Source organism: Ruegeria sp. I1 (assembly GCF_056532675.1).
This window is the reverse complement of the sequence record NZ_JBQFNM010000003.1, coordinates 280615-302238: the sequence shown is the minus strand read 5'-3', so window position 1 is coordinate 302238 and position 21624 is coordinate 280615. Positions and strand designations below refer to the sequence as shown.

Below are 21624 nucleotides of genomic sequence, written 5' to 3'. Positions count from 1 at the left end.
TTTTTCCTCACCTTCCGGGAAGTCTCCGCAGTGCCGAAAACAGATCGACGGGCCAATCCCAAACCCAGAGGGTTGGTTTGCAAAACGCGTCATATGCTTGAATACCCCCCTTCGATCATCATGATCGCACCGTTCACTAGATCGGATGCGGGGGCAGCCAGATACAGGGCCATATCTGCGATCTCGACAGGTTCGCCAAAGCGGCCCAAAGGCGTTCGCTCGATAAACGGATCTTTCTTTTCCGGCGCCGACCATAGCTCTTTCCCCATTTCGGTTAGCACGACGGTTGGGCAGATCGCGTTGACCTGTACGTTGTACGGCGCAGCTTCGGTCATGAGCGATTTCGTCAGAGAATTGAGCGCCCCCTTGGAGGTGGCGTAGGCCGCGTGATCGGCTAGGGCAATAACGCCCGTCTGCGATGAAATGTTGATGATCTTGCCCTGTCGGCGTTCCATCATGCCAGGCAGTACCGCGCGGGATAGGATAAAGGGCGCTGTTAGATTTACCGCCAAAGTGCGCTGCCAATCCGCCAGATCATAGTCAACAACCGGCCCGGTCAGGGCAATTCCGGCAGAGTTAACGAGAATATCGACCCGCCCAAAAACCTCCAATGCCCTGGCTGCGACCAAGGCCGTTTCTTCGGCATCAGCCAAGTCTCCGGTTATTGCTGCAAAATCTCGCCCCAAAGCTTGAACCTCAGTTCCCAATTGCGCAAGCCGGTCCTTGTCGCGGCCATGCGCCGCGATGTCCGCTCCTGCATCCGCAAAAACCTGTGCAATTGAGGTTCCAATCCCTGAAGATGCACCGGTGATCAGCGCTTTCTTTCCCTTCAAACTGAAACGGGTTTCCCAGGGCATGAGCTATTCCAAATTCGTGTGATTGGCGCGCATATCCTCGGGCGTGACGGCCATCCTGTCGCGCAGGTCCAGCACAAGAAGCTCGAAGAACAGGAACATGAGCACCTCATAGAGCGACCCCATCGGCAGCACAGACGTGGCATCGGGACCTTGGTCTGCGGCCATGGTTTGCGCGGGAAGGTGAACGGTCAGATCCACAGCCTGTGGCACGGCACCCTCGGGTTCTGCAGTGATGCAGACAACTTTGGCACCGGCCTCCCGCGCAACGCCCACCAACGCCGCCACAGTCGAAAAATGCCCTGGTCCTGCGCTGACAAGCAGGATGTCCGATGCCCCGACCGGTGGCGCCGTCATGTCGCCGACCACATGGGCGTCACACCCCAAGTGAAACAGCCGCATCGCCAGCGCTTTCATCATCAGGCCCTCGCGACCGACACCGTAGCAAAGGATCTGCCGCGAATTGGCAAGAGCCTCAGATAAAGGCGCGATCTGTTTCAAAACGTGACCGGACAAGCCCGGTCGTAGTTCAGACAGGACCTGTTCGGCCAAATTGTCCAAAACGTCGGTCATGTTCGGTCCAACCGAATCTGGATTTTGACATCTGTTGGTCGCGCCTCAACTGCACGCTCGAACGCTTCGATGCTGTTCTCAAAGTCAAATGTTTTAGAGATTAGAGGTTTCACATCCACTTTACCCGACCCAAGCAATGCTATGGCCCGGTCATACATATTGGCATAGCGAAACACCGTCTCCATCCTGATTTCCTTGGACTGAGCCAGAACAATGTCGACCGGCACTGGATCGACCGGCATGCCTACCCAGACTACACAGCCCGCAGGGGCTACGGCATCGAGAGCGGTTTGAATTGAGGTGGCCGCGCCGGCGCATTCGAAAACCACATCCGCGCCCCATCCTTCGGTCGCGTCGCGCACAACGGCTGAGGGGTCATCGCGTCCGATCAGAACAGGTTCGATATTGTCATATTGCGCAGCAACCGACAGCTTTTCCTCAACCAGGTCAGAGATATAGACCTTGGCGCAACCACCGGCCAGCGCGGCCAGAGCCACCATTATGCCAATTGGCCCTGCACCGGTGACAAGCGCCACATCACCCGGTTTGATCTGCGCTTTGGTTGCTGCCTGCATGCCAATTGCAAAGGGTTCGACCATTGCCCCTTCGGCAAAGCTGATGTGGTCGGGCAAGCGATAGGTGAACGCCGCAGGATGTACGACCGAGGAGGTCAGGCAGCCATGCACCGGAGGCGTGGCCCAAAACTGCACAGATGGGTCCACATTGTAGGCACCAAGCTTTGCGGCCTTGGACCGGGTGTTGGGTATGCCTGGCTCCATACAGACCCGATCACCGACACCCAGGTCCGTTACGTCTGACCCAACCTCGGTGATCACACCTGCAGCCTCGTGTCCTAGCACCATAGGCGCGTTCACGACAAAGGGCCCAATCTTGCCATGGGTGTAGTAGTGAACATCGCTGCCGCACACCCCAACCGTATCTATCGCGACGCGGACATCCTCAGGGCCCAATGTCTTGGCCAGCTCAATCTCGCGCAGCGCAAGGCTGCGGGCTTTTTCCAGAACCAGAGCTTTGGCCATCCTACACCTCCCTTATGTTCTGTTGGTTTCAAGCAAAGCGGCTGCCGTGTTCTCATCCGTAACAAGTGTGTCGACAAAACCGCGCTTCAGGGCCGCAGTAATAATCGGCGTTTTATGAAGGCCACCAGCGGCCAGAATGACATTGTCTATTTCGGCCATCTCATCCAGCGACAGGCCAATGACGCACTGGTTCAACGGATGATCAATCAGCTCACCATCCGCATTCAAGATGTGCCCGGTGATATCGCCTACGCCGCCTTTGGCGACCAGATCGGCCGGATCGACCCCGTTGGGCAAGGCATCACGCACCAGCAGCGAACTCTCCAGATCCCCCGTAGCCAGCGCAATTGCACCGCAAGAGCGGATCTTTTCCAGCATATCCCGGATCACGTCCTGATCCATGAACAGTGCCTGACTCTCCGGGCTACCCGCATAAAGCGGCGCGGTGAAAAAGCTGTGCTCGGCGTTGCATAAATCAGCCAGCCGCGTGGTGATCTCGTACCCGTTCACGTCTGATCCGCGCGAGACACCGCCCATGATCGACACGATCTCAAGATCAGGACGGTCGAGCGGCTGCATGTGGCGCGTCGCAAGGTTCAAAGTGTTGCCCCAGGACATGCCAAAATGAGTCAGTTTCGGGTCGCACAAGACTTCGCCCAAATGCGCACCTAGCCCCGCAGCAACCAGCGGGGTGACTGACACACGGTCCTCAGGCGAAGGCACCACAACTGCGCGGGTCAGTTTGAACTGCCGCTCAAGCTCCCATTCAAATTGCGCCGCTGCCGCAAAAACGGAATCCACACTGACACGCAAAATGCCACGCCGCCGCGCCTCGCTGAGCGCTTTGTTGACACGCAGCCGCGTTGTTCCAAACCGCTCGGCCGCGTCGGCCTGTGTCATGCCCTCGACCTCACAGGCCCAGCACAGCCGCACCAATAGCTGTTCTTCCGGGTCGATCTGGTCGAGTTTGATATAGCGTGACATGGATGTCCTTTCCTTTTGGTTCCGTTCTACCGCAACGAAACGGGAAAGGGAGTGGTCGAAGACTTCATTTCACGGCTCCCATCGTCAGGCCACGCACCAATTGCTTGGAGGCGATGAGCGCGAAGATCAGAACCGGTATCACGATCAGCGTCGATGTGGCCATGATCTTACCATACGGCAAGTTGTAGCCTTCCATGAAAGACACGGCCATTGCGGGGGCCGTTTTGGCTTCGGTCCTGGTCAGGATCAGACCGAACATCAGTTCGTTCCACGAAAAGATGAAAGAAAAGATCGCCGATACGGCTACACCAGGCATGGCCAATGGCAGGCAGATTTTACGCATGATGGTAAACTGCGAGGCCCCTTCCAGCCGTGCGGCCTCGTCCAGATCATAGGGTATGCCTCTGAATTGATCTGTCACGATCCAGATGACGATCGGCAAGTTGAAGGTCAGGTATATCAGGATCAGCGTGATGTGTTTATCCAGCAGCGACAGGTTACGGGCGATCAGAAAGAATGGAAGAGCCAGAACAATGGGGGAAACCATCCGATTGGTGATGAACCAGAACCAAAGGTCTTTTTTTCCGCGAAACTCGAACCTGGCCAGCGCAAAGGCGGCAGGAACGCCCAGAACTAGCGCCAGCAGCGTCGTAGAGATTGCAATGATCAGCGAATTGATCAGTGTCCGTAGTACCCCGTCTTCGAACAGGGCCTCACGATAGTTGGCCAGTGTCGGTTCGAATAGCCACACGGGGGGCGATTCAAGCGCTACCACCTGCGTTTTTAAGGAAGTCGTGACCATCCAGTAAAACGGGAAGACACAGACCAGAATGATCAAAGCCAGCAAGGCAATCTGAGACCAGTATGAGCGGGTCGTCATCATGGCTCAGACCTCTTTGTAGAAGACGCGGATATAGATTTGCGCCAGTATAATGGTGATGATCAGCAGGATGATTGCCTGCGCCGAGGCCAGCCCCTGATCGAAGCCGCGAAACCCGACCCGTTGGATCATCAGCGAAATGAACTCGGTCGACGATCCCGGACCGCCACGTGTCAGCGTGAACACCATGTCGAACAGCTTCAACGTGTCCGCTGTCCGCAGGATCAACACCGCAACCAGACCCGGCACCAGAAAGGGCAGTTGCACATGGCGCAGAACAATCCATTTGGACTTGGTTTCCAGGCGCGCGGCCTCTTCCACTTCGCCCGGCACCATGGTCAGACCTGCTAGAAGAACCAGCGCTACAAACGGTGTCCATTGCCAGACGTCCCAGAAGACTATCATGGCAAAAGCGTTCTGGGGATCACCGATCCAGTTTATGTCGGCCCCGCCCAAAAGCTGGTTCACTACGCCAAATTTCTGGTTGAACATCACCTGACCCAGCAGACCCACAACCGCGTAGGTCGTGGCCATCGGCAGAACGAGGCTTAGGCGCGCCAATGTTTTTACCAGTGTCAGACCAGGTTGATGCAACACCAACGCAATGCCCAGACCGAGTGCGATTTGCAGCGGCAGGGCCGTACCCAGCAGGAAAAACGTGCGGCCCATCGCCTGCCAGAACACTTCATCCGTCAGTACGGTCCAATAATTTTCGAAACCTATGAACTCGACCCGTTTCAGCTTTGTAAGGTTGTAGAAATGCGCTGAAGTCCAAGCCGCGTAAAGCAATGGCGCGATGCCCACCGCGGCAAGACCAATGACCGCTGGACCGATGAATGCAAATATTGTTCTGCGGGGTACTTGGCCGCGCATATCCGTCCTCCAGCTGACCCTCTCGAACCGGGTACAGGGGCGCAAAATATGCGCCCCTGAATCTATGTTTTACTGAGCCAGCGGCTTGTCGCCAGAATAGTATCCGGCTGCGTCCAGTACAGCCTCCATCCGGGTGCCGATTTCTTGCGCACCTTCCTCGGTCGAGACCTCACCCAGCATCATTTTTGTGCCCCATTCCTGAACGATCTCGGTGATCTCGGGCCATTCCGCGAAACGGGGGCGGAATTCCGGCACGCCGTCTTGCCAGCTCTCGACCAGCGCGGGCACAAACTTGAAGTCTTCCAGACCGTCTTCCTGATAAACAGACTGTCGGGCCGGAACACCACCGCGCTCAAGGTATTCCCGTGCGTTGGCTTTCGAGGTTGCCCACTGGATGAACAAATAGGCTGCCGCTTGTTCGGCTTCGTCTGCTTGCGAAGCTACTGCCAGAGAGAACCCACCAAGTGCTGGCTTACGGCCCGCAGGGCCTGTGGGCTCGGGTGCGATTTCAACGCAATCCGCCACTTTCGATGTCTCGGGCGAGACGACCGACGAATAGAAGGCCGACCATTCGGTGATCATTGCGATGTCGCCTTGACTGAACCCATTCACGGTTTCGGCATGGTCATAAGCCACGATACCGTCAGGCATGTATTCCATCAGTTCCTGACGGAACTTTAGTCCTGCCTGGCTTTCGTCACTCATCAGATTGGACTTGAATTCATCGTCTAGGAACGAACCGCCAAAGGGCCAAAGCATCCTTGCAAAGCTGTCGGCAGACTGGGTTTCATTCCGCTTGGACTGCAGCGCAAAGGCGTATTTTCCGTCTTTTGTCAGCGCCGGGCCATATGTGTCCTTCAGCTCTTGCCAAGTTTCCGGTGGGCCGTCGAACCCGGCTTCTTCCAGCATGCAGCGATTATAGAACATCAGGCCGGAATAGTTGTCGAACGGCAGGCCATACAGCGTGTCATTCCATCCACCAAAGGCGTTCAGCACCAGCGGAAAAAAGTCATCGATGTCCAGATCTGGATCAACTGCGTCAGGGAACTTTGCCTGCACATCCGCCAGCGGAATGATCCAATCGTTCTCTGCAAAGTTGCCTATCCAAACAAGGTCAATCAGTGCGATATCCAGATCACCGCCAGCCACAAAATCCCGCACCTGTTCACCCAGAGCGTTCTCATAGGGATGCTTTATGACGTTTACCTTAATTCCCGTTTCCGCTTCAAACTCGGGCAGCATGGCTTCGATCGCCTCATAGCCCGGGCGCAGCAGGAATACGACGTCAATGGTTGTGCCCGCATAGGGTTCGGCAGCCTTTTTCAGGCTCCAGTCATCATCTGCAACGGCCGCACCGGTCGCGATGATGCTGGCGACGGCTGCGGTACTCAGCAAGTTTCTAAGAGTTTTCATTCTCAGGTCTCCTCCCAGTTCAAAATTCTTTTGCATATTAGTTAATACAAAAGTATTTTTCCGACTTGAAAGTCAATACATTTGTTTCTACTGATAAACAAAAGAAAATTTGCGGACCGCAGCGTTCGCCGTTGGGGAGGGGTTGCCTTGGCTGGCATCAGGATTGAAGGACTCAACAAATTTTATGGTGAAACACAAGCGCTCTTCGATGTCGGTCTGGACATCAAGGACGGAGAGTTTGTTGTGTTCGTTGGGCCATCGGGTTGTGGCAAATCAACCCTTTTGCGAACACTGGCCGGATTGGAGGGTGCTGACTCGGGGCATATCGAGATTGACGGGCGGGACGTGACGCATGCTGAACCTGCCGACCGCGAGCTAGCAATGGTGTTCCAGTCCTATGCCCTCTACCCGCATATGAGCGTGCGCGAAAACATGGATTTCGGCATGAAAGTCAACGGATTTGCGCCTGCCCTGCGGCAGGAACGGATCGCCGAAGCAGCCCGTATCCTACAGCTGGAAGATTATCTTGATCGCAAGCCCTCACAGCTGTCGGGTGGTCAGCGCCAGCGTGTGGCCATTGGTCGGGCCATCGTCAAAAATCCAAAGGTCTTCCTGTTTGACGAGCCGCTGTCCAATCTGGACGCAAAACTGCGGGTGCAGATGCGGGTCGAGCTGGAAGGCCTGCACAAACAACTCGCCGCAACGATGATCTATGTGACCCATGACCAGGTTGAAGCCATGACAATGGCCGACAAAATCGTTGTTTTGAATGGCGGACGCGTCGAGCAGGTTGGAACTCCGATGGAATTGTATCATTCACCCCGGTCACGCTTTGTTGCCGAGTTTATCGGTTCCCCGGCCATGAATGTGTTTGCGCCCAGTAACACAGTGAGCGGATTGACCATCAAGCCGGAGGCGGCTTTCGTCGGCTGCCGCCCCGAACATCTTGAGCTGGTGCAACAAGACGCGGGCAATACCGACGCCATGGTCAGGGTCAAGGAACAGCTGGGAGGCGAGAGCTTGCTATACCTCACACTCCCTGACAATAGCGAGATCGTAGCGCGCGTCGGCGGTGACGACGATACACCTGTTGGTCAAACCGTAGGTGTTCGAGTCCCCGAAAATCGACTGCATCAATTTAGTGCCGACGGGCGCGCATTGTAACGGTGCGCGCGATGGCAGGCGACAACGCCAAGGGTTCCAAGCCGGATGCGCAGCCTCCTATATCGCTTGAGGCGTTCGATCTGATTATTTTTGATTTTGATGGAGTTATTGCCGATAGCGAGATCATCTCGCTGTCCACATTAAAAGAAACTCTGACAGAGTATGGTATCGACCTGCAGGCACAAGAGGTCCGAAGCCTATTTCTGGGCAAATCTCTCTCGACAATTGAAACTTTTGTTGCTGAGCACAGCACAACCTCTGCCAAAGGCTTTGCGCATACATGGCAGGCCAAGTTGTTCCGACGTTTCAAGCGGGAACTCTCACCTATTGCTGAAGTCAAAGATTTTTTGGGGGTGTTGACGACGTTGAACCTTCCGTATTGCATCGCCTCCAGCGGGACGTTCGAACGGATCAGTGTTGCCCTGACGGCGATGCAGATGACCGCGTTGTTTGATAACGTCTTCAGCGCCGAGCAGGTTGAGCACGGCAAACCAGCACCAGACTTGTTTCTATACGCCGCTGCTCAGGTCGGTGTTCCCCCCAGAAACTGCCTTGTGATCGAAGACTCACCTTATGGCGTGCGCGCTGCCAAGACGGCTAACATGTATTGTGCCGGATTTGTGGGTGGGGCGCATCTACGTGGTATTGAAGACCAGCATGGCGAGTTTCTTAGTCAGCAAGGAGCTGATCTGATCATATCATCCTATGAATCACTTGCGCCCGCCCTATTCAGGTAGCGGGCAAAAAAAGTAAACGATTTACAGGCACCAATGGGGGGCAACGTGGCATGAGCTACCTTGGCATTGATCTGGGAACATCCGGGCTTCGCGCCCTGCTACTGGCAGAAGATGGCAGCGTGATCGGATCGGCCGAGCAGTCTTACTCATCCGAACACAAACACCCCGGTTGGAGCGAACAGAACCCGGCGGATTGGATCACGGCGCTTGAAATGGCGGTTGGCGAATTGCGCGGTAGTCACTCCGAGTTTACCGACCTCCGCGCTGTCAGCGTCGCAGGACATATGCATGGCGCAACTCTGCTGGATTCTGCAGGCGACGTGATCCGGCCTTGCATTCTGTGGAATGATACGCGCTCGGATATTGAGGCACAGCATCTGGATGCCATGCCCGGCGTTCGTGAGATTTCAGGCAACATCGTGTTTCCCGGTTTCACGGCGCCCAAACTGCTCTGGGTCAAGGCTCATGAGCCTGAAAGTTTCGCCCGCGTGGCCAAGGTCCTGCTTCCTGCGGCTTATTTGAACTACTACCTGACCGGCGACTATGTCGCCGATATGTCGGACAGTGCCGGAACATCCTGGCTGGACGTGTCGGGCCGCGCGTGGTCCGACACCTTGTTGACCGCCGGGCAGATGAGCGAAACACAGATGCCGCGGCTTGTCGAAGGATGCCAGCCAGCAGGCACCTTACGGCCCGATTTAGCGGCAAACTGGGGCGTCAGTGGCAGCGTCGTTGTTGCGGGTGGTGCGGGAGATAATGCGGCAGCTGCCTGTGGCCTAGGGGCTTTGAATGAGGCTGATGGCTTTCTGTCTCTCGGAACCTCAGGCGTTCTTTTGGCTGCGCGGGATGGTTACTACCCTGCCCCTGATTCCGCACTGCACACGTTCTGCCACGCAGTTCCTGATCGCTGGTACCAGATGGGAGTCATGTTGTCGGCAACAGACAGCCTAAACTGGCTGGGTCAGATCACTGGCAAGACTCCATCCGACCTGACGCGCAATCTGGGCGACACTTTGTGTACGCCCGGTCGCGTGCAGTTCTACCCCTACCTGTCCGGAGAACGCACACCCCATAACGACGCCAGCATTCGCGGCAGCTTTACCGGGCTGGGAAAGGATACCGACCAGAGCGACCTTACCTGTGCGGTGCTCGAAGGCGTCGCCTACGGATTGAGCGACTCGTATGATGCACTGGCGCAGACTGGAGCCCGCATAGACCGTCTGATCGGCATCGGCGGTGGAACGCAATCGCGGTACTGGGTAAAACTGATCGCAACCGTTCTGGATGTGCCCATAGAGTTGCCGCAGGATAGTGAGTTCGGTGCCGCACTTGGGGCAGCCCGACTTGCAATGATCGCTGGCTCCGGAGCGTCGCCAGAGGACATCCTCAAACCTCCCAGAATCGGTGAGCGGGTGCTTCAGGACAGTAATATGACAGAGGCTTTCAACGCGGCAAAAATCCGTTTCCGCGCGGCATACGAACATCTTCAGGAAATATCGTCTAGGCGGCGATAGACGTGCTTGGCAAATAGTTCTGTAAGACAAACTCAGACCAGTTCCAATTACGCCAATAGTGCGTTCCTATGTGCCGCATATACTTCGCGCCACTCGGAAAAGGCAGCGGAACTAGGGGAAGTCGTCCCCCACCCGAAATACAACTAGACAGGGCCGTGTCCTCGGCGAACGCCTGTGGGCCGCACCACCCTGTCGAATTGTGTTGCACTTGCTATCCCCCTACTCTCTTCGGGAGCAGGTTTTGGAGGCGGGCACCCTGAAGGGCTTCACTCAAATCCAGCTTTTAGGGGGAAAAGTGCACAACGTAACCGTTTGGCAGAAGGCCAAGCTATGCGGCGCAAAGGAAAAGTTCTGTCGCAAACGGCAAAACTATTTGTCGCCACATAAAAACCCTGTGGAACGTTACACATCGTTGACTCAATCGACGATCAAAACCTCGATAAATCGGTCAACTACGTCATTCATTTCTGACCCAAACGTCAAGCAATTCTGACCCAGAACAATTGAAACATACAGATGACCAACAAACCGAAAGGTCCCCTGAGGCAGCACGCATTGAACAACGTCCGCCCCAAACTTCGTACGGGCTTCACAAAGCAATTCAATCTCTTGTGTTTTTACAGGCTAGACCGGTCAGAGAAGTCATCCCGCGCTACAAATCAACCGATCAAGCATTTCGAACTTCTGCTTTATAAACTCAAGCACGCGGTTTGACGAAGCCGGCATGCTTCGGGCGCTTAGTGTAACGCAACCCAAGTGCCGGTCGGGATCACCGATTTTTATCGGCAGTGCTGTCAGAGTTTTTTGCCGTTGCATCATAAAGACCACAGAAAAAGGCAAAACGGTAAGGGAATCTGAACCCGTTAGAACGTTCACAACCGCACTCAAAGACCCGCCTGTGAAACTGATTTTGAGATCTCGCATACCGATACCGTCCAGCGTGTTTCGCAAGTCACGAAACAGCGGGCTGTTTGCAGGTGGCGCGATCCAGGAAAACTCGGTGATATCTTCCAGCTTAACCTCTTTTTTGCGCGCCAATGGGTGACCAATGCGGCACGCAATGACGTTTCGGCCAGGCAGGATTTGACGAAATTCGTACTCATCAGACACGTCTGCCGGGCGCATAGGAAGAATGGCCAAGTCCAGAGTTTCAGCGGACAACTGGGACAAAAGTTCAGTGGGGTACCCATAGGATTGGTCGATCCGAATATTGGGGTACTCGGCCTGAAACTCCGCAATCACGTTTGAGATGACACCGTCCATGAAGATCGGCGTACCCGCAACCCGCACAGCACCAGCAATGCCTTGACGGTGCTCGTCCACAACACGACTTGCATGGCGACCTGCGCTTAGGATTCTTTGACCTTCCTGAGCAAGCGCAAGACCAAGCTCAGTAGGCTGCAAAGGTCTTCGGGTCGGCAGGAATAGGGGCTCACCCACCCTGTCTTCCAAGAGAGAGACGCTTCTGGAGACACTGGGTTGAGATTTCCCAAGTAAAGCAGCGCCTTCGGTCAATCCTCCGGCCTCAACAATGGCCGCGAGGATCTCGAGATGTCTAGGATCAAGCTTCATAACCCAAAGTTATATTGATGGTCGATAATTCGATCAAGAGGGCTGTCTTTGCCTGCTAGCGTTTCATCCAGACCCGCAATCCATCGCTTGTCAGGAACGCGCCCAATGGCTCTTAGAACCACCAGCATCAATGGTCAGAAAGTCCGGTTCGGCGCAGGTTTGCGCAACGACATCTGCGCGGAGTTGGCGGAGCTGGGATCGAATAAGGCGCTGATCCTATCGACGCCTCAGCAAGTCGATATGGCAATGGAGCTTGCGACAACCGTTGGGGATCGTGCTGCAGGCGTGTTCACTCGGGCAACAATGCACACTCCGGTCGGCGTGACCGAAGAAGCGGTTGAACACGCTTTGTCAGTCCATGCCGATAGCATTGTTTCTATCGGTGGAGGTTCGACGATTGGCTTAGGCAAGGCGATTGCCCTTCGGACCGGTTTGCCACAAATCGCCATCCCGACAACATATGCCGGCAGCGAGGCTACTCCGATCCTGGGCCAGACTGAGGATGGCATCAAAACTACCCTGACAGACCCGAAGGTTCTGCCGCAGGTCATTCTGTACGATCCCGAACTTGTGGCGTCATTGCCGCCTGCAATGACCGTAACAAGCGCCTTGAACGCAATGGCTCATGCAACTGAGGCGCTTTATGCCAAGGATCGCACGGATCAGACCACGGAATTGGCGATCGACGGCCTGAAGGCGTTTGCAGAAGGCCTGCCGACCGTTGTGGCAAACCCCGACGATCTGAAAGCCAGAGAAGAAACACAGCGCGGTGCTTGGGCCTGCGGCACGGTACTTGGTCTGGTCGGAATGGCCCTGCACCACAAGCTCTGCCATACGCTGGGTGGATCCTTCAATCTGCCGCACGCGGAAACCCACGCAGTCGTTCTGCCCCATGCCATTGCCTACAACGCGGCGGGTGTACCGGAGCTGCTGGCCCCGGTGTCAGATGTTCTCGGCGGTTCTGGACCCGGGCAAGCCCTTTGGGATTTTGCCAAAAACATGGGCGCCCCAATGGCTCTTAGAGACTTTGGCCTCTCGGAGACCGATCTGGATCGTGCCACCGAAATCGCACTTAGAAACCCGTATTGGAACCCGCAACCGGTCACTGCTGATGGGCTGCGGGCGCTTCTTCAAAACGCGTGGGCGGGCAACGCCCCAAGCGTTTGACTTCACCGTGTCAAGGGAGGGACACATGATCACACGACGCAAATTGCTGCAATCCAGCGCTGCAACCGGCCTCGGCCTAGCCGCCGGCACGCTCGCTGCGCCCGCTATCGCTCAGGGCGCCAAGATCAAGCTGGGCTATGTCAGCCCGCAATCAGGTCCTCTGGCCGCGTTCTCTGAGGCCGACAAGTTTATTCTCGACAATTTCGCCGCGTCCGACGCCGGTGCGAATTTTGAAGTCATCGTCAAAGACAGCCAGTCTAACCCGAACCGTGCAGCAGACGTGGCGGGCGAGCTGATTGTGGACGATGAGATCGACCTGATGCTGGTCGCTTCGACGCCAGAAACGACCAACCCCGTTGCCTCCACCTGTGAGGCGGAGGAAATACCGTGTATTTCCACTGTTGCGCCATGGCAGCCGTGGTTCATCGGCCAGCAGGGCAACCCCGGCGATCCAGCAAGTTGGGAACCGTTCTACTACGCCTATCACTTCTTCTGGGGCCTTGAGGATGTGATCTCGGTCTTCACGGCGATGTGGGGCCAGTTGGAGACCAACAAGCAGGTCGGTGCTCTGTTCCCGAATGACGGTGATGGCAATGCCTGGGGCGATCCGAATGTAGGTTTCCCGCCGGTTCTATCCAAGTTGGGATATAGCCTGACAGATCCCGGACGGTACCAGAACCTGACCGACGATTTCTCGGCCCAGATCAATGCGTTCCGCCAGGCAAATGTCGAAATTGTAACCGGCGTTCCGATCCCGCCTGACTTCACCACCTTCTGGAGCCAAGCCAAGCAGCAAGGCTTCACCCCTAAGGCGGCGAGCATCGGCAAAGCCATCCTATTCCCGCAGGCCGTCGAAGCTTTGGGCAACGCAGGCAACAACCTGAGTTCCGAAGTGTGGTGGTCACCGACGCATCCGTTCTCATCGTCGCTCACCGGTGCGAGCTCAGCGGAACTGGCTCAGGGTTACATGGCCGCCACCAGCCGCCAATGGACCCAGCCCATCGGCTTTGTGCACGCGCTGTTTGAAATGGCCGCCAACGTCATGGGACGTGTTGATGACGCAGGTGATGGCGATGCCGTAGCCGAGGCTATCGCAGCGACGCAGCTGGACTCGATCGTTGGCCGGATCGCCTTTGATGGAGCAGGCCTGCCACCCTTCGCCGCGCAGAACGTTGCGAAAACACCCTTGGTCGGAGGGCAGTGGCGGCTGCTCGACAATGGCAGCTATGACCTCGTGATCGTCGACAACTCTTCAGCACCCGAAATCCCGACCGCAGGTGTGATGGAAGAAATCTCCTGATCGCAATGAAACCAGCGTCCCGGACCCGGTCCGGGGCAGGAACACCGGTATGACCATTCTTTCTCTCAAAAACGTCTCGAAAAGCTTCGGCGCGCTCACCGTCACTGACGATGTCAGTTTTGATGTCGCGCAAGGGCAGGCCCTTGGGATCATTGGTCCGAATGGGGCGGGCAAGTCGACGCTGTTCAATCTGATAACAGGCAATCTGACCTCTGACGCGGGGTCGATCCATTTCGACGGGGCTGACGTGACGCGCGTGCCGCCCATGCAGCGCTGCTTGTCGGGTATTGGGCGCTCGTTCCAGATCCCTCAGCCGTTTGATCATCTGACGGTGTTCGAAAACCTGCTTGTGGCCGCGACCCATGGGCAGAGCAAATCGGAACATGAGGTCGAACAGGACTGCGCCCGCATTCTTGAGCAAACGGAATTGCTGGACGTGGCCAATGACACGGCCGGTGGATTGCGGCTGTTGCAACGCAAGCGGTTGGAGTTGGCCCGCGCTATGGCAACCAATCCAAAGCTGTTGCTGCTGGACGAGATCGCCGGAGGCCTGACCGACGCGGAATGCACCGCGCTGATTGACACGATCAAAGGGCTGCATAGCAGCGGCGTCACGATCATCTGGATCGAACACGTCCTGCATGCGCTCACCTCGGTCGTCGAACGGCTGCTGGTTCTGGATTTCGGCAAGGTCATCGGCCTCGGTGATCCGGATGAGATCATGAACAGCCGGGAAGTCAAAGAAATCTACCTGGGGATCGAAGTCTGATGAGCCTGTTAGAGACCCATTCACTGACCGCCCACTATGGCGATTTCCAAGCCCTGTTCGGCGTGGATATTCGGCTAGAGGAAGGCGAAACGGTTGCCATCATCGGGGCAAACGGAGCCGGGAAATCGACCCTCATGCGCTCAATCTCGGGCGTTCTGACCAACGGGTCCGACCAAGTGCGCTTTGATGGGCAACCTATAGGAAGCCTGGCCGCCGACGAAATTATGGCGCGCGGAGTGGCCATGGTGCCCGAGGGGCGTCGACTGTTTCCTTCCCTAAGCGTCGAGGAAAACTTGCTGATCGGAACCTATGGCCGCAAGGTATCTGGCCATTGGTCATTGCAAACAATCTACGACCTGTTCCCGATCCTGAAAGAGCGCCGCAACCACCCGGGCACGGCCCTGTCTGGCGGACAACAGCAGATGGTTGCAATCGGTCGTGCGCTGATGAGCAACCCCCGTGTTCTGCTCTGTGACGAGATCAGCCTTGGTCTCGCGCCAGTGGTCATCAAAGACATCTACGATGCCGTCCCCCGCATTCAGGAGGCAGGAGCCAGCCTGATCGTGGTGGAGCAGGACATTGGTCAAGCGATGAAAGTCGCAGACCGCGTCTACTGCATGATGGAAGGCCGCGTCACGCTGGAAGGCACCGCAGACACGCTCAGCCGCGAGGCCATTCACGACGCCTATTTCGGAGGAGCCGCCGCATGATCTGGATCGACACCATCATTCAGGGCGTTCTTTTGGGCGGGCTCTACGCGCTGTTCGCCGCAGGACTTAGCCTTGTGTTCGGGATCATGCGTTTGGTCAATCTGGCCCATGGCGATCTCATCGTCTTTGCCGCCTATCTGATCCTTCTGCTGGTCTCGCTGCTTGGGCTTTCACCGTTTCTGGCTGCAATCATTGCCGCACCGATCATGTTCGGCGTGGGTTGGGCTTTGCAGAGACATGTGCTGAACCGCGTACTCGGTCCAGATATACTGCCGCCTTTGCTTGTGACATTCGGTCTGTCGGTCGTCTTGCAAAACGCTCTGCTCGAAGGGTTCTCAGCCGATAGCCAACGTTTGCCTGCAGGTGAGATTGCAACGGCGTCCGTTCAAATGGGCGTGCTGAACCTCGGCGTTCTGCCGTTGCTGACCTTTGCCTCAGCAATCCTTGTCATCGTCGGTCTGAACCAACTTTTCTACCGCACAGAGTTGGGCCGAGCGTTCCGCGCAACCTCGGATGATGCGGTGACAGCGGGTCTGATGGGTATCCGGCCAGAACGCATCTTCGCCACTGCGACAGCCATTGCGATGCTCGTGGTGACTTTGGCGGCGCTTTATCTGGGAATGAGGGCGAACTTTGACCCCAATATCGGCCCCGCGCGCCTGATCTACGCTTTTGAGGCCGTGATCATTGGTGGCCTAGGCAGTCTGTGGGGCACTCTGATCGGAGGCGTCATCATCGGCGTCGCGCAGACTATCGGCGCAGCAATTAACCCCGAATGGCAAATCCTGGCTGGTCACCTGGCGTTTCTCATCGTGCTTCTGATCAAACCAAGAGGCCTGTTTCCAAGGGCGGTGGACTGATGGCTGATACTTCGATTTACCGCGTCCAAACTCAGACCCGCGCGTCCTACTGTGCCGGAGCCGTCTGTATCGCCCTGATCATCCTGTTCATCCTGCTGCCGACATTTGCCAGCCGAGGGTTGATTCAAGACCTGTTCTTCATCTTCACCATGCTGGTGCTGGCGCAATTCTGGAACTTGCTGGCGGGGTATGGTGGCCTTGTGTCCGTCGGCCAGCAAGCCTTCGTGGGCATGGGCGCCTACGCCATGTTCGGCGGTGTCATCCTTTGGGGTATGGACCCGGTTCCGGCGATCCTGCTGGGCGGCGTTGCAGCCCTGATTGTCGCCATACCCACGGCTTTCTTCGCCTTCCGGCTGCAAGGAGCTTACTTCGCCATCGGAACATGGGTCATCGCCGAGGTCATGCGCCTGCTGGTAGCCCAATGGAAAGTGCTCGGCGGCGGCACCGGCACCTCTTTGCCGCGCACAGCAACGCGCGAGATGTGGGCGACCGAGTGGATCCAAACCACGTTTGATGTTCGCGGTGCGGCGGCACGCGATATCCTGACCTACTGGCTGGCCTTGGCGCTGGTGATCGCAACGGTTGCAGGCATCTACTGGCTGCTCAGAACAAAGCGTGGGCTGGCACTGGCTGCGGTACGGGACAATGTCGAAGCAGCGAAATCCATCGGCGTCGATGCGGTGCGGATGAAGTGGTTGGTCTACCTCGTCTCAGCCGCCGGGACCGGGCTGACCGGCGCTCTGATTTACGTTCAAAAGCTTCGGATTTCACCCGATGCCGCATTCTCGGTCACCGACTGGACGGCTTATGTGATCTTCATTGTGGTGATCGGGGGCATCGGTACCATCGAAGGCCCAATCCTGGGCGTGCTGATCTTCTTCATCTTGCAAAGCCTGCTGGCCGACTACGGCTCCTGGTACCTCATGGTGCTTGGGCTGATCGGGATCGCCGTCATGCTCTTCGCACCGCGCGGCATCTGGGGGCTGATCTCTGAAAAAACCGGGCTTCAAATATTCCCCGTGCGCCGTCGTCTGGTGATTGGCGCGCAGTCGAACAAGGAGGATTGAACCATGAGAGCACTCGCATTTACGACCGCCGTCGCAGCATTAGGAACTGGCGCATTCGCTGGCAACTCCCTGCCGGGAATGACGGGTACAGACCATGTGGGATTTACAGTCCCGAGTGTCGATGAGGCTGTCACCTTCTTTCAGGACGTTATCGGCTGCAATGTGTTTTACCCGTTGGGCCCGTTCTCGGGCGGTGACAGCACCTGGATGGCGGACCATCTAAACGTGGACGCCAAGGCCGAGATCCCGACGATGCGACTGGTCCGCTGTGGCAACGGCGCCAATTTTGAAATCTTCGAATACACCGCGCCGGATCAGGATACGAAGCTGCCGCGTAACTCGGATATCGGCGGGCATCACATCGCGTTCTATACCACCGATATGGACGGTGCCGTCAGCTATTTGCAGGACAAGGGCATTAAGGTCCTGGGCAACCCGACAACCATGACCGAAGGCCCAAGCGCTGGGGAAACCTGGGTCTATTTCCTCGCCCCCTGGGGCATGCAGCTTGAACTGGTCAGCTACCCGGACGGCAAAGCCTATGAGGCCGAATATGACGGCCGCCTTTGGGACCCACGGTCCTGATAAATTCAAACAACAAGGGAGAGAGCTTATGGCCACCATCACAACGGATGTCCTGATCATCGGGACCGGCCCGGCGGGGTCCGCAACGGCGGCTTTGCTGTCGAGCTATGGCGTCGAGAACATGGTCATCAACCGCTATCGCTGGCTGGCCAACACGCCGCGCGCGCATATCACCAATCAGCGCACGATGGAGGTTTTGCGCGACCTTGGTCATGAAGTCGAGGCCGAAGCCTATATGCACGCCGCGCATCAGGATTTGATGGGTGAGAACGTGTTCTGCGAAAGCCTCACCGGTGAGGAAATCGGACGGATGAAAAGCTGGGGCAATCATCCTCTATCCAAAGCCGAGCACCTGCTGTCCAGCCCGACCATGATGAACGACCTTCCGCAGACATTCATGGAGCCGATCCTGTTCGGCACCGCTTGTCGCCGTGGGACTCAAGCACGTATGAGCACCGAATACTTGCGACATGAGCAAGACGCAGATGGTGTGACGACGACGTGTTTGGATCGCTTGTCGGGCGAAGAAATCACGATCCGTTCAAAATACCTGGTCGGTGCGGATGGGGGCAATTCACTAGTTGCCGAACATGCCGGTCTGCCATTCGAAGGTCAGATGGGCGTCGGCGGGTCCATGAACATCCTGTTCCGGGCCGATCTCAGCAAGTACGTGGCGCATCGGCCATCGGTCCTCTATTGGGTGATGCAACCGGGTGCGAATGTCGGTGGCATTGGCATGGGTCTAGTCCGCATGGTCCGCCCTTGGAACGAATGGCTCATTGTCTGGGGCTATGACATAAACCAACCCGCCCCCGAAGTTGACGAGGCCATGGCCACGCAGGTGGCGCGCCAACTTGTTGGCGACCCCGAACTTGAGATCGAATTGATCAGCGCCAACACCTGGACCGTCAACAATATGTACGCGACCCATATGCAAAAGGACCGCGTGTTCATCATGGGCGACGCAGCGCACCGACACCCTCCGTCAAACGGGCTGGGTTCGAACACCTCGATTCAGGATAGCTTTAACCTCGCTTGGAAACTGGCGGCAGTCCTGAAAGGCCACGCCGGAGAGAACCTGCTGGACAGCTATAGCGAAGAGCGCGCGCCGGTAGCAAAGCAGATCGTCACACGAGCCAATCAATCCATCGGTGAATTCGGTCCTATCTTTGAATCTCTCGGAATGGCAGAAGGTGTCGACCCAGAGGTCATGCAAAGCAACCTTGAGGCACGCTCGGGATCAACGCCTGAAGCTGCGGCACAAAGGCAGGCCATTCGCGAGGCGATTGCCTTCAAGAAATATGAGTTCGATGCGCATGGCGTTGAAATGAACCAACGCTACGACTCCTGTGCGATTGAACCGGATGGTCAACCCAATCCCAGTTTTGATCAGGATGCTGAGCTGCATTACCAGCCCACGACTTGGCCCGGCGCGCGCATCCCACATGTTTGGGTGTTTGATCATGATACTGGGAACAAACATTCCACTCTGGATTTGTGCGGTCGCGGAGAATTCACCTTGCTGACCGGAATTGGTGGCGAGGCTTGGTTGACGGCGGCCGAGACCGTTTCTCGCGAACTGGGCATGCCCATTCGCTGTCACGTCATCGGTCCGCGCCAGACTTATGTTGACCACAACGGGGATTGGGCGCGCGCGTCGGAGATTTCGGATACGGGCTGTTTGTTGGTCCGTCCCGATCAACATGTGGCGTGGCGCTCAGCCGATATGGCTGCGGATGCCGAAGCCGAACTGCGTCGCGCGCTGACCACAGTCCTTTCGCGATGAGCCAATCTGGAGCAAACTTACACAAGTCAGGAGGCCAAAATGGACTCGCATGAGATGGGATACTTCACCGAGGAAAACTCGGCCGAGGTTGTCACTGCACGCAACAAAAACGCAGAAAGCGAACGGCTTAAGCAGGTGATGGAGGTCATCACGCGAAAGCTCCATGAGGCCGTGAAGGAGATTGAACCGACGCAACAGGAATGGTTCGAGGCGATCATGTTCCTGACCAAGGTTGGGCACATGTGCGATGACTGGCGGCAGGAGTACATTCTTCTGTCCGATGTTCTGGGCGTGTCGATGCTGGTGGATGCCGTGAACTCACGCCGCCCCACCGGGGCCTCAGAGAACACTGTGCTGGGCCCTTTCCACGTGGGAGGTGCCCCGGAATACGAGATGGGACACAACATTTGTCTCGACCAAAAGGGCGAGGACATGGTGGTACGGGGTCGTGTCACCGATGTGGAGGGCAACCCACTGGAAGGCGTCAAGATTGATGTCTGGCAAGCCAATGATGATGGGTTTTACGACGTGCAGCAGAAAGGTATTCAACCTGATTTTAACCTGCGCGGCGTCTTCACGACCGGTGCTGACGGGACGTATTGGTTCCGTGCGGTGCGGCCAAAGAACTATCCAATCCCGGATGACGGGCCGGTTGGCGATCTGTTGAAGCGTCTTGGTCGACACCCGTACCGACCGGCGCACCTACACTACATTGTCTCGAAAGACGGCTACGACGACCTGACCACGCATATCTTTGATCCCGATGATCAGTACATCAACTCGGATGCGGTGTTTGGGGTCAAAGAAAGCCTGATCGCCGAATTCAACCGGGTCGATGATCCGGCGCGATCTGAGGAAGTCGGTTTTGAAGGTCCTTATTGGGATGTCGAATTCGACTTTGTCCTCGCACCGAAAGAGGCGTGAAATGTCCGAACCCTGCATCATCTGTGTTGCAATAACCGGGTCCTTGCCAACCAAGGCCAATAACCCGGCGGTGCCTATAACAGTCGAAGAACAAATCGAAAGCACACAGGCAGCCTTTGAGGCAGGGGCATCCATCTGCCATGCCCATGTTCGAAACGATGATGAAACGCCTTCAAGCGACCCGGAAAAGTTCGCAAGACTGAAAGAGGGGCTTGAGAAACACTGCCCTGGCATGATCATCCAGTTTTCGACAGGCGGGCGGTCCGGGGCGGGCAAGACGCGGGGCGGCATGTTGCCGTTGCAGCCGGATATGGCATCGCTGTCGGTTGGGTCGAACAACTTCCCCACGCGCGTCTACGAAAATCCACCCGATCTTGTCGACTGGCTCGCGGCTGAGATGGCCACTTATGACGTCAAGCCAGAGATTGAAGCCTTTGATCTGAGCCATATCTTGAAGGCGGCCGAGATGCACAAGAAAGGTCAAATCAAAGACACGCCGTATGTGCAATTTGTCATGGGTGTGAAAAACGCAATGCCTGCGGATCGCGAAGTCTTCGACTTCTACGTGAAGACAGTTGATCGACTGTTTCCCGGTGCGCCCTGGTGCGCCGCAGGTATTGGTGCGCAGCAGGAGGTTCTTAACCATTGGGCAATTTTGTCAGGTGGCCATGCGCGTACGGGTTTGGAAGACAACGTGCGACTGGATCGCAATACGCTTGCACCATCAAACGCGGCTCTAGTGACCCGGACAGCTGAAATCTGTGACCAGTACAATCGCCCGGTTGCGACAGCCGACCAGGCACGAAGTATTTTGGGCCTCTAGACGGGGTTTGCGCACCGGCCTTGTTGCAA

21 protein-coding genes are annotated in these 21624 nt (G+C 56.6%); 13 read left to right on the top strand and 8 right to left on the bottom strand.

From position 1 onward, the window contains the following. Window positions 1-89: 89 nt before the first annotated feature. From ACR0DH_RS08045 to ACR0DH_RS08015, 7 genes are all read right to left on the bottom strand, one after another. Entirely contained in the window at window positions 90-857 is a 768-nt protein-coding gene (locus ACR0DH_RS08045) for an SDR family NAD(P)-dependent oxidoreductase (protein WP_480548197.1), read from the bottom strand. A 3-nt stretch (window positions 858-860) separates the two neighbouring features. Then, window positions 861-1427 carry an SIS domain-containing protein gene (locus ACR0DH_RS08040; RefSeq protein ID WP_480548195.1) on the bottom strand — a complete coding sequence of 189 codons (567 nt, stop codon included), beginning with the start codon at window positions 1425-1427 and terminating at the stop codon, window positions 861-863. Continuing rightward, complete coding sequence (locus ACR0DH_RS08035; protein ID WP_480543857.1) at window positions 1424-2467, bottom strand: NAD(P)-dependent alcohol dehydrogenase; 1044 nt, start codon at window positions 2465-2467, stop codon at window positions 1424-1426. Before ACR0DH_RS08035 ends, ACR0DH_RS08040 begins: the two co-directional genes overlap by 4 nt. Before the next feature lie 12 nt (window positions 2468-2479). Continuing rightward, window positions 2480-3451, bottom strand: a complete 972-nt coding sequence (locus ACR0DH_RS08030; RefSeq protein ID WP_480548193.1) for a sugar-binding transcriptional regulator — start codon at window positions 3449-3451, stop codon at window positions 2480-2482. A 64-nt stretch (window positions 3452-3515) separates the two neighbouring features. Continuing rightward, window positions 3516-4334, bottom strand: coding sequence for a carbohydrate ABC transporter permease (locus ACR0DH_RS08025; protein ID WP_152460809.1), 819 nt, complete (start codon window positions 4332-4334; stop codon window positions 3516-3518). A 3-nt stretch (window positions 4335-4337) separates the two neighbouring features. Further along, a complete protein-coding gene (locus ACR0DH_RS08020; protein WP_480543859.1) occupies window positions 4338-5204 on the bottom strand; it encodes a carbohydrate ABC transporter permease in 867 nt (288 codons plus the stop codon). Between the two features lie 69 nt (window positions 5205-5273). Then, window positions 5274-6617: an ABC transporter substrate-binding protein gene (locus tag ACR0DH_RS08015; protein WP_480548191.1), complete on the bottom strand. Its 1344-nt coding sequence runs from the start codon at window positions 6615-6617 to the stop codon at window positions 5274-5276. A gap of 147 nt (window positions 6618-6764) precedes the next feature. On the opposite strand from ACR0DH_RS08015, the gene ACR0DH_RS08010 reads away from it, so the two are divergent. The 3 genes from ACR0DH_RS08010 to xylB are packed head-to-tail and all read left to right on the top strand — an operon-like array spanning window position 6765 to window position 10032. Continuing rightward, the gene (locus tag ACR0DH_RS08010; RefSeq protein ID WP_480548189.1) at window positions 6765-7781 is read left to right on the top strand and encodes an ABC transporter ATP-binding protein; all 1017 of its coding nucleotides are present in this window, start codon (window positions 6765-6767) and stop codon (window positions 7779-7781) included. A gap of 11 nt (window positions 7782-7792) precedes the next feature. Further along, the gene (locus ACR0DH_RS08005; RefSeq protein WP_480548187.1) at window positions 7793-8518 is read left to right on the top strand and encodes an HAD family hydrolase; all 726 of its coding nucleotides are present in this window, start codon (window positions 7793-7795) and stop codon (window positions 8516-8518) included. Between the two features lie 50 nt (window positions 8519-8568). Further along, the gene (xylB, locus tag ACR0DH_RS08000; protein WP_480548185.1) at window positions 8569-10032 is read left to right on the top strand and encodes a xylulokinase; all 1464 of its coding nucleotides are present in this window, start codon (window positions 8569-8571) and stop codon (window positions 10030-10032) included. Between the two features lie 642 nt (window positions 10033-10674). Here the strand turns inward: xylB and ACR0DH_RS07995 are convergent. Further along, a complete protein-coding gene (locus tag ACR0DH_RS07995) occupies window positions 10675-11604 on the bottom strand; it encodes a LysR family transcriptional regulator (protein WP_480543864.1) in 930 nt (309 codons plus the stop codon). Window positions 11605-11709: 105 nt separating this feature from the next. On the opposite strand from ACR0DH_RS07995, the gene ACR0DH_RS07990 reads away from it, so the two are divergent. From ACR0DH_RS07990 to ACR0DH_RS07945, 10 genes are read left to right on the top strand one after another with little or no spacing between them, the layout of a single operon-like run. Next, window positions 11710-12771, top strand: coding sequence for a maleylacetate reductase (locus ACR0DH_RS07990; RefSeq protein ID WP_480548183.1), 1062 nt, complete (start codon window positions 11710-11712; stop codon window positions 12769-12771). Window positions 12772-12796: 25 nt separating this feature from the next. After that, window positions 12797-14071, top strand: coding sequence for an ABC transporter substrate-binding protein (locus ACR0DH_RS07985; RefSeq protein WP_480543866.1), 1275 nt, complete (start codon window positions 12797-12799; stop codon window positions 14069-14071). Between the two features lie 49 nt (window positions 14072-14120). Further along, entirely contained in the window at window positions 14121-14840 is a 720-nt protein-coding gene (locus ACR0DH_RS07980; protein WP_480548181.1) for an ABC transporter ATP-binding protein, read from the top strand. Further along, window positions 14840-15550, top strand: coding sequence for an ABC transporter ATP-binding protein (locus ACR0DH_RS07975; protein ID WP_480548179.1), 711 nt, complete (start codon window positions 14840-14842; stop codon window positions 15548-15550). Before ACR0DH_RS07980 ends, ACR0DH_RS07975 begins: the two co-directional genes overlap by 1 nt. Further along, window positions 15547-16410 carry a branched-chain amino acid ABC transporter permease gene (locus tag ACR0DH_RS07970; protein ID WP_480548177.1) on the top strand — a complete coding sequence of 288 codons (864 nt, stop codon included), beginning with the start codon at window positions 15547-15549 and terminating at the stop codon, window positions 16408-16410. The genes ACR0DH_RS07975 and ACR0DH_RS07970 overlap by 4 nt, the downstream gene beginning before the upstream one ends. Further along, entirely contained in the window at window positions 16410-17477 is a 1068-nt protein-coding gene (locus ACR0DH_RS07965; protein ID WP_480548175.1) for a branched-chain amino acid ABC transporter permease, read from the top strand. Before ACR0DH_RS07970 ends, ACR0DH_RS07965 begins: the two co-directional genes overlap by 1 nt. Before the next feature lie 3 nt (window positions 17478-17480). After that, the gene (locus ACR0DH_RS07960) at window positions 17481-18062 is read left to right on the top strand and encodes a VOC family protein (protein ID WP_480543871.1); all 582 of its coding nucleotides are present in this window, start codon (window positions 17481-17483) and stop codon (window positions 18060-18062) included. Window positions 18063-18090: 28 nt separating this feature from the next. Next, window positions 18091-19848 (top strand): FAD-dependent oxidoreductase, encoded by a 1758-nt coding sequence (locus ACR0DH_RS07955; protein WP_480548173.1) that lies wholly within the window; start codon window positions 18091-18093, stop codon window positions 19846-19848. A 39-nt stretch (window positions 19849-19887) separates the two neighbouring features. After that, window positions 19888-20772 carry an intradiol ring-cleavage dioxygenase gene (locus ACR0DH_RS07950; RefSeq protein WP_480548171.1) on the top strand — a complete coding sequence of 295 codons (885 nt, stop codon included), beginning with the start codon at window positions 19888-19890 and terminating at the stop codon, window positions 20770-20772. Between the two features lies 1 nt (window position 20773). Further along, window positions 20774-21595, top strand: coding sequence for a 3-oxoadipate:acetyl-CoA acetyltransferase (locus tag ACR0DH_RS07945; protein ID WP_480548169.1), 822 nt, complete (start codon window positions 20774-20776; stop codon window positions 21593-21595). Window positions 21596-21624: the final 29 nt, after the last annotated feature.

What these genes read in the sequence shown, in the direction of transcription:
- ACR0DH_RS08045 (WP_480548197.1), bottom strand. Translation starts at nt 857, where the DNA reads ATGCCCTGGGAAACCCGTTTCAGTTTGAAGGGAAAGAAAGCGCTGATC.
- ACR0DH_RS08040 (WP_480548195.1), bottom strand. Translation starts at nt 1,427, where the DNA reads ATGACCGACGTTTTGGACAATTTGGCCGAACAGGTCCTGTCTGAACTA.
- ACR0DH_RS08035 (WP_480543857.1), bottom strand. Translation starts at nt 2,467, where the DNA reads ATGGCCAAAGCTCTGGTTCTGGAAAAAGCCCGCAGCCTTGCGCTGCGC.
- ACR0DH_RS08030 (WP_480548193.1), bottom strand. Translation starts at nt 3,451, where the DNA reads ATGTCACGCTATATCAAACTCGACCAGATCGACCCGGAAGAACAGCTA.
- ACR0DH_RS08025 (WP_152460809.1), bottom strand. Translation starts at nt 4,334, where the DNA reads ATGATGACGACCCGCTCATACTGGTCTCAGATTGCCTTGCTGGCTTTG.
- ACR0DH_RS08020 (WP_480543859.1), bottom strand. Translation starts at nt 5,204, where the DNA reads ATGCGCGGCCAAGTACCCCGCAGAACAATATTTGCATTCATCGGTCCA.
- ACR0DH_RS08015 (WP_480548191.1), bottom strand. Translation starts at nt 6,617, where the DNA reads ATGAAAACTCTTAGAAACTTGCTGAGTACCGCAGCCGTCGCCAGCATC.
- ACR0DH_RS08005 (WP_480548187.1), top strand. Translation starts at nt 7,793, where the DNA reads ATGGCAGGCGACAACGCCAAGGGTTCCAAGCCGGATGCGCAGCCTCCT.
- xylB (WP_480548185.1), top strand. Translation starts at nt 8,569, where the DNA reads ATGAGCTACCTTGGCATTGATCTGGGAACATCCGGGCTTCGCGCCCTG.
- ACR0DH_RS07995 (WP_480543864.1), bottom strand. Translation starts at nt 11,604, where the DNA reads ATGAAGCTTGATCCTAGACATCTCGAGATCCTCGCGGCCATTGTTGAG.
- ACR0DH_RS07990 (WP_480548183.1), top strand. Translation starts at nt 11,710, where the DNA reads ATGGCTCTTAGAACCACCAGCATCAATGGTCAGAAAGTCCGGTTCGGC.
- ACR0DH_RS07985 (WP_480543866.1), top strand. Translation starts at nt 12,797, where the DNA reads ATGATCACACGACGCAAATTGCTGCAATCCAGCGCTGCAACCGGCCTC.
- ACR0DH_RS07980 (WP_480548181.1), top strand. Translation starts at nt 14,121, where the DNA reads ATGACCATTCTTTCTCTCAAAAACGTCTCGAAAAGCTTCGGCGCGCTC.
- ACR0DH_RS07975 (WP_480548179.1), top strand. Translation starts at nt 14,840, where the DNA reads ATGAGCCTGTTAGAGACCCATTCACTGACCGCCCACTATGGCGATTTC.
- ACR0DH_RS07970 (WP_480548177.1), top strand. Translation starts at nt 15,547, where the DNA reads ATGATCTGGATCGACACCATCATTCAGGGCGTTCTTTTGGGCGGGCTC.
- ACR0DH_RS07965 (WP_480548175.1), top strand. Translation starts at nt 16,410, where the DNA reads ATGGCTGATACTTCGATTTACCGCGTCCAAACTCAGACCCGCGCGTCC.
- ACR0DH_RS07960 (WP_480543871.1), top strand. Translation starts at nt 17,481, where the DNA reads ATGAGAGCACTCGCATTTACGACCGCCGTCGCAGCATTAGGAACTGGC.
- ACR0DH_RS07955 (WP_480548173.1), top strand. Translation starts at nt 18,091, where the DNA reads ATGGCCACCATCACAACGGATGTCCTGATCATCGGGACCGGCCCGGCG.
- ACR0DH_RS07950 (WP_480548171.1), top strand. Translation starts at nt 19,888, where the DNA reads ATGGACTCGCATGAGATGGGATACTTCACCGAGGAAAACTCGGCCGAG.
- ACR0DH_RS07945 (WP_480548169.1), top strand. Translation starts at nt 20,774, where the DNA reads ATGTCCGAACCCTGCATCATCTGTGTTGCAATAACCGGGTCCTTGCCA.